The 2,335-nt window shown below is 53.7% G+C and carries 2 protein-coding genes and 1 pseudogene; all 3 read right to left on the bottom strand.

The annotated features are described in order from the left end of the window. Nucleotides 1–221 (bottom strand): annotated as a pseudogene (locus ABNT28_RS10855) (hypothetical protein); the annotation flags it as partial. Then, nucleotides 221–715 (bottom strand): 30S ribosomal protein S16, encoded by a 495-nt coding sequence (rpsP, locus tag ABNT28_RS10850; RefSeq protein ID WP_348721603.1) that lies wholly within the window; start codon nucleotides 713–715, stop codon nucleotides 221–223. The gene rpsP and the pseudogene ABNT28_RS10855, both read right to left, overlap by 1 nt. Nucleotides 716–776: 61 nt before the next feature. Then, nucleotides 777–2,285: a signal recognition particle protein gene (gene ffh / locus ABNT28_RS10845; RefSeq protein ID WP_332924124.1), complete on the bottom strand. Its 1,509-nt coding sequence runs from the start codon at nucleotides 2,283–2,285 to the stop codon at nucleotides 777–779. Between the last annotated feature and the right edge of the window lie 50 nt (nucleotides 2,286–2,335).

The following is a 2,335-nucleotide window of genomic DNA, read 5'->3' as shown; positions in this document are numbered from 1 at the left end:
TCAATCTTGCCAAGACGCGCCAACACCACACCTTTACTGCCAAGCGACAGAATTTTCAGCGATACCTTTTGGCCATCCTCCAGATACACTTTATCAAAATGCCCAAGCGATTCTGGTGTCTCGGTAAACGGCTTTATTTTCACATTGCCGCGCACACCATGACTTCCCATGATCGCGGCAACCGAAATCCAGCCCTTTTGCTGCGGATGACCTTTTGGCATTAACCCTCAGCCTTTTCCTCTTCGGCAGGTGCTTCAGCAGGTGCCTCTTCAGCTGGTGCTTCAGCAGGTGCCTCTTCAGCAGCCTCTTCGGCAGGTGCTTCGGCAGGTGCTTCGGCAGCGGCAGCTTTTTCAGCGGCAGCAGCTTCGGCGGCCGCTTCGGCATTAGCCGCAGCTTCGGCTTCACGATCCAAACGCTTTTGGCCAGGTGCAGATTTCTTTGGCTGATCGCGCCTTTCAACAGCAGGTGCCAAACCAGCAGTCGCCAGCATCTTTTGAACACGTTCGGTTGGCTGGGCACCTTTGCTCATCCAGAATGAAATCCGTTCGTTATTCAGCGTCACACGCTGTTCATGATCCTTGGGCACCATTGGGTTATAGGTACCAACGCGCTCAACATAGCGACCATCACGTGGCGATGATGCTTCGGCAACAACGATACGGTAAAATGGACGATTTTTCGCACCACCACGTGCAAGTCTGATTTTCAATGCCATGAATTTTTCCTCTCACAGGCTTAGTAATATTCCGATTAAACGAGACCATACAGTCTCAAGATTATGTCTTGTCTTCTGGAGGCTTGCCGCCCAATCCTGGCAAACCACCTGGCAATCCGCCCGGTAATCCACCCGATAATCCACCAGGCATCTTACCGCCCAATCCTTTTGCCAGCGCCCCAAGGTCAGGCATGTTGCCACCACCACCCATGCCGCCACCGCCAAAGGGGTTGCCGCCGCCAAGCAATGCTTTCATTGCAGAAGCCCCGCCTTTGCCGCCAAGCTTTTTCATCATCCGTGCCATATCCTGATATTGCTTGACCAGACGGTTTACATCCTGCACCGATGTGCCTGAACCCGACGCGATACGTTTACGGCGCGATGCGTTCAGCAAGCCCACCGAAACACGTTCCTTTTTGGTCATCGACAGAATAATGGCTTCTTGTCGCTTTATCATATTGTCATCAACACCGGCGGCGGCGATCTGTTTCTGCATTTTACCGATACCTGGCAACATGCTCATAATGCCGCCAAGACCACCCATTTTCTGGAGCTGGCGAATCTGGCTCAGAAAGTCATTCATGTCGAACTGGCCTTTGGCCATGCGCCGTGCTAGGCGTTCGGCTTCTTCGGCCTCGATGCTTTCGGCAGCTTTTTCAACCAGCGCCACCACATCGCCCATATCAAGAATTCGGCCAGCCAGACGGGCCGGATCAAATTCTTCCAGCGCATCCTGTTTTTCACCAACGCCAACAAATTTGATCGGACAGCCTGTGATCTGCCGCATCGACAGTGCCGCACCACCACGCGCATCACCATCAAGCCGCGTCAGCACGATGCCTGTAACACCCACCGCATCATTAAAAGCCGAAGCCGTCGTTACCGCATCCTGACCTGTCATGGCATCAGCCACCAGCAAGACTTCATGCGGGTTTGTCGCGGCGCGCACATCGCGCAACTCGGCCATCAGCGCTTCATCAATACTGATGCGGCCCGCTGTATCCAGAATAAGCACGTCATAGGCCTGTAATTTTGCCGCTTGTAACGCACGCTTGGCAATCTGTACTGGTGTCTCGCCGTCAAGCTCGGGCAATATTCCGGCCTCGGCCTGTTCGCCCAGAAGCCGTAATTGTTCGCGCGCGGCAGGCCGCGTTACATCCAGTGACGCCACCATGACCTTTTTACGTTCACGTTCGCGCAGACGCCGTGCCAATTTACCGGCGGTCGTGGTTTTACCCGACCCTTGCAGACCTGCCATCAAAATAACTGATGGCGGATTTGTGCCTATCATCAATGGTGCGGGATCACCGCCTAGTGCTTCAATAAGCGCGTCATTGACCAGCTTGATAACTTGTTGGTCTGGACGAACTGATTTCAGAACCTCAACGCCAACCGCGCCTTCGCGCACCTTTTCGATAAAACTTTTGACAACGGGCAAGGCAACATCGGCATCAAGCAAGGCCAAGCGCACTTCGCGCAAAGCCGCATCAACATCACCTTCCCGAAGCGCACCGCGCTTGGCAAGGCCGTCAAACACACCGGCTAATTTGTCCTTCAGATTTTCAAACATGACGTTCCATATCCACTTGTCGCATCCAGTCTAAAGCCCCACAAAACACT

It is taken from the genome of uncultured Candidatus Puniceispirillum sp. (genome assembly GCF_963979125.1).
Lineage (GTDB): Bacteria > Pseudomonadota > Alphaproteobacteria > Puniceispirillales > Puniceispirillaceae > Puniceispirillum.
This window is presented reverse-complemented; position numbering and strand designations above follow the sequence as displayed.